At 29.8% G+C, this 4,112-nt stretch carries 5 protein-coding genes; 1 reads left to right on the top strand and 4 read right to left on the bottom strand.

From position 1 onward, the window contains the following. Positions 1-226 precede the first annotated feature (226 nt). The 3 genes from KJA15_02050 to KJA15_02040 all read right to left on the bottom strand — a co-directional run bounded on the left by KJA15_02050 (position 227) and on the right by KJA15_02040 (position 2,314). Positions 227-706, bottom strand: a complete 480-nt coding sequence (locus KJA15_02050) for a hypothetical protein (GenBank protein ID MBZ9572087.1) — start codon at positions 704-706, stop codon at positions 227-229. A 102-nt stretch (positions 707-808) separates the two neighbouring features. Further along, positions 809-1,357: a hypothetical protein gene (locus KJA15_02045; protein MBZ9572086.1), complete on the bottom strand. Its 549-nt coding sequence runs from the start codon at positions 1,355-1,357 to the stop codon at positions 809-811. Positions 1,358-1,612: 255 nt separating this feature from the next. Continuing rightward, positions 1,613-2,314, bottom strand: a complete 702-nt coding sequence (locus tag KJA15_02040; protein ID MBZ9572085.1) for a DUF2971 domain-containing protein — start codon at positions 2,312-2,314, stop codon at positions 1,613-1,615. 334 nt (positions 2,315-2,648) lie between these two features. On the opposite strand from KJA15_02040, the gene KJA15_02035 reads away from it, so the two are divergent. Further along, positions 2,649-3,278 carry a hypothetical protein gene (locus KJA15_02035; GenBank protein MBZ9572084.1) on the top strand — a complete coding sequence of 210 codons (630 nt, stop codon included), beginning with the start codon at positions 2,649-2,651 and terminating at the stop codon, positions 3,276-3,278. 72 nt (positions 3,279-3,350) lie between these two features. On the opposite strand, the gene KJA15_02030 is transcribed toward KJA15_02035, so the two are convergent. Next, positions 3,351-3,542 carry a hypothetical protein gene (locus KJA15_02030; GenBank protein ID MBZ9572083.1) on the bottom strand — a complete coding sequence of 64 codons (192 nt, stop codon included), beginning with the start codon at positions 3,540-3,542 and terminating at the stop codon, positions 3,351-3,353. Between the last annotated feature and the right edge of the window lie 570 nt (positions 3,543-4,112).

Raw genomic sequence — 4,112 nt, 5'->3', positions numbered from 1 at the left:
TTTTTCATAGTAGAATTAGTAATGGAGAGGTATACTATTTGATTTTCTCATTTTTTGAAACAAATTTGTCAGTTCTACCAGTTAATATTAATTCATTTATGTTTTTGTTGACAACAATATTATTTTATTGAATATCGCTTTTTGCCTCAAAAATGATAGCTTTATATACTATGAGCGGTCAACGATTAGCACGGGTTTTAGCCAGTATAAATGACGTCAATGTTCATCATTTGGCTTTTAGAATGGCATCACGAAAATCAATAACCAAACTCAAATAATAGAACAATAGAACATATCCTACCAGGTAAAACAACACTTCTCCCTGGGCGGTCAAGATTTGAACTGACTTTGAAACATTTCTACTTAACACAAATCCCCAAAGGATTACCAAAGTCAATATGAACGCAGACAACGCGCTTTTAATCAGCCCCATACCCTGTTCATAATAAAACCTTGCAGTCTTACCGCTTACTTCATGGTTTTTTATGCCATATATGTTCCTTCTAAAGAATAGGAAAAGACATAGCCCCACGATCCCGAACAAAAGAAACATCAGAGTAATTGAATGTGGATTTCCCCGAAGATCATCCGCAAAACCAGAGAAAAAATAGGAATAGAAGAAAAGTAATACACCGAAAATAATTGCTAAAATCCAGTGAGGGTAAAAGTATGGTCCTTTTGATTTATTATCCCCATTTTTTATCATATTCTTTCCTCCTCACAATTCGATAACTGTTATTCCCTTATAAAACCTGTTCCATTAGAATTAACCCATAAATCGTGACATGATATATCAATGAGTGATTTTTCAGTAATAACTTCTAAAATGTCCTACATAACCAATTATTTCCTCTACTTTTTCAAATTGAAATTGAGTTAGTTTTAATTCCTGGCAAAGTAAACATACATTCAAGATATTATTAACATCTTTTTCCCGCATTATATATTCTAATGCTGTATCGGGATTTCCGTTTGCATCGGTAGTGCGAATTCTCCTTCTCCGCCCCCATGGTAGGTCAGACATGTAAACCAGTTGTACTATTTGATTGTATAATTTCTTTTGATTATCTTGTACAATATTTGCCATTTCATTTAAATTAATAGCACGTTCCATATAGGTTAAGAGTTTCCAACAATATCGTATCAAATTTCTATAAGAATGGTCATAACGTATCTCCATGAAGAGGTTCATTCTCATATCTTCTAAACGGCCGACTATTCTTAAAAAATTTTCATTAGAATTGATATCCATTTTAAGGTCTGAAGAAAAAGACTGACATAATGCAAATAATGCAAATCCTAGCGATACAGGAATAACACCGAAAGCAATATCCTCTTTTGTAGACAAACCTGTCATTATAAATGGATAAAATATTGAAAAGAGACCTATTAACATGACAAAAATCGATATCCCAATTCCTATATGAACACTTATTTTTCTTTGTTTAAAGGACACTACCATTTTCCTCCCCAAATCTACAGATTGAATAGAGTTAATCCCTTATAAAACCTGTTTTAACTTAACCCATAAAACGTATTAATAATTAACAACCAAAAAGTAGAAAGTATAATTTTGAAAAATCCATAATTTTCATAAATAATTGAGTTTAATTTATATTATTTGTAAGAAATTTAATTTATAATCAGTTTCATCTACAAATGCTTTTTCTACTCTTATGTTAGTATTACCTAATTCATCAATCCAATTCATTACAACTCGTTCATCAGACTTATTGATTTTACATCCAAATATGACTTTTGTAAGTTCCTTTGATTCAAACGTATGTTGTCTTCCACAATCAATTTCAAATCCATGAATATTTGTTTTCTTTACCTTATCCCCTTTATTATTTAGTAATAAAGATCTCCATTCTTTTTCATAATTCCAACAAAAAGCCTTTGTTTTAAGAATATTATTTACATAACCATCAATAATTGTATCTTTTTTAGAGGTTACTTTTGGAATTGATTTCTCATATTTTACTTGCTCTAATTTATAAAACGGTGATTTTTTATTTGTATAATCTGGGGTGAATTGAATGCATATTCCACAATGTAAATCTGCATAATGTGACCATAACAATGTTTCATATTTTGTATCTTCTTCAGTTAAACATAATACTACAAAAGCATTTTTAAAATTATGATATAATGTCTCACTCTCTGTTTTTCCAAAAATTGATAAATTCATTCTGAATTCAAAAGGATCGTTAAAATCATCAACATAACCGAAGAATAATTTTTTTTTTGTAAATATTTCTTCTGTATTTTTATTTATTGGGCGAAATTTACAAAGAGTTTTTGGTTTTTTCATTCCTTTTGCCTCCCAAATCTACAAGATTGTAACAATTACTACCTTATAAACCCTATTTCTCCCTATGAACACTAAGGGGAACGTGCATATCAACCGTTTTAAGCCATTATCCCCTACATAACAATAGGAAGGATTAAAACATGCAAAAAATGTCGGCAAAAGAGGTCCCGATAGAAAGAAACGAAGAAGGTCTGGTTATCATCAGAGGTGGAGCAAATGACATGGTAAAGGCCGTAAGTCTTAACCCTATTTATCGTAGAACCCCATTCTTAGATAAGTTCTAAAAAGGCTCTTTCCTTCGATTAAGAAAAGATTACTTAAAACAATAAATTATATGATGAAGCAAATTATTATGTCAAAAGCGAAATCTGGTACAGAAGATATTAGAGTTTATTGCAGACTTTTAAAGAATTTATTATTAAAAGGGAAAATAACAGGAGAAGTGACTGTCCAACAATTTTTTATGGACCAAAATTATCTTCGATTTCTAAAGGATGAATGTTTACCAAAAAGTAGTATTTTTTTGGTTAATAAATTTATTACTAATTTATTAACACAACCACCTAATATGAGAAATATCGTAATTATAACTCAACTGTATTTTGAAAATATAATTGATGAAATAATTACAAATAAATTCCCAAATCCAAAAGCAATCATAAATTTTTATTTCTATAATAAAGTAAAAATAATTGAGGCTAGCGGTTTATTAAAAACAGGTTCTCTAAATTATCTATTATTTGTAAATAATATAAGAAATAAATTCGCTCATGACATTGATTATGAAATTCCCGATTCTGATTTTATTAAAATAGATTTTTTTAAGAAGGTGATTAATCGTTTTCCGTATAAATTAAATAAATACAGAAATGGTAGAAATAGATACACTTTTGTAATTATGACAATATGGTATTTATTTGAAATTATTGATGAGCATCCTGAGATATATAAAATTAAAAAGTAATCAGGACAAACAATTTTAGTTCTAGGTGTAGGCCGTAATCCTCTTTACAACACAGTTGTTTCTTTAATTTTATCAACCTAATAATTTTTCTTTTTCTTTTTCAGTAAGATCAGGTAATTTTTCAAAAAATATCTTTTTTTCTTTTTCTATATCAGCTTTGTATGTATCAAGTTGAAGTTTGATATCTGCAAACTTATTGATTCCTGGTGGGCATACCTTAAGTAAATTTTTTTCTGCACCTGACCTTCCATGAATCAATGCCATATACTCTCCCGTATTTATTCAAATGGATAAGCAGAAAAAGGTCTCTGTGGGAATTGATCTTTATAACACTGTAGACATAAGTCATCACCTTGGACAATGCTGTATGTAAGTTTCGTTGACGGGTTTGTTCTTTCACAAATTTTACATCCTTTACCAGACATTTTATCATGCTAAACTGTGACACTAATGATATTTAAAAGTATCCTGTTAAAACGCCAAAATGAAAAAAGATTCCTTTATAAAACCTATTTTTCTGTCAAAATATAGGGAAAAACATGCATATCAACAGGTTTAAAGCATCTTATTACAGGAGAGAAAGTAAAAAAACAGGTAAAAGTTGTCTACTTAGATCTTAATTTTCAACATGTTGTACATCAAGTGCGACCACGAAGTGGGAAAAGTGTATGTTCTATCTTGCGTTGTTCTTTTACGGTGATTGGGTATACAGTCAAACGTTCAACAAATCGGAGAGATCGCTCCAATCGATTCAATGTTTAGAGATCTCACTTTTTAAAGTGGGGTCATTGAATCGAAACAATCATTCTTCTTTGAATTTTTTATAGAGCCATT

This window comes from Patescibacteria group bacterium (assembly GCA_020148145.1).
In the GTDB taxonomy this organism is placed as follows: Bacteria; Patescibacteriota; Minisyncoccia; order Minisyncoccales; family JAHCRE01; genus JAHCRE01.
Note: the sequence above shows the minus strand (reverse complement) of the source record. Positions and strands in the feature narration are given on the sequence as shown.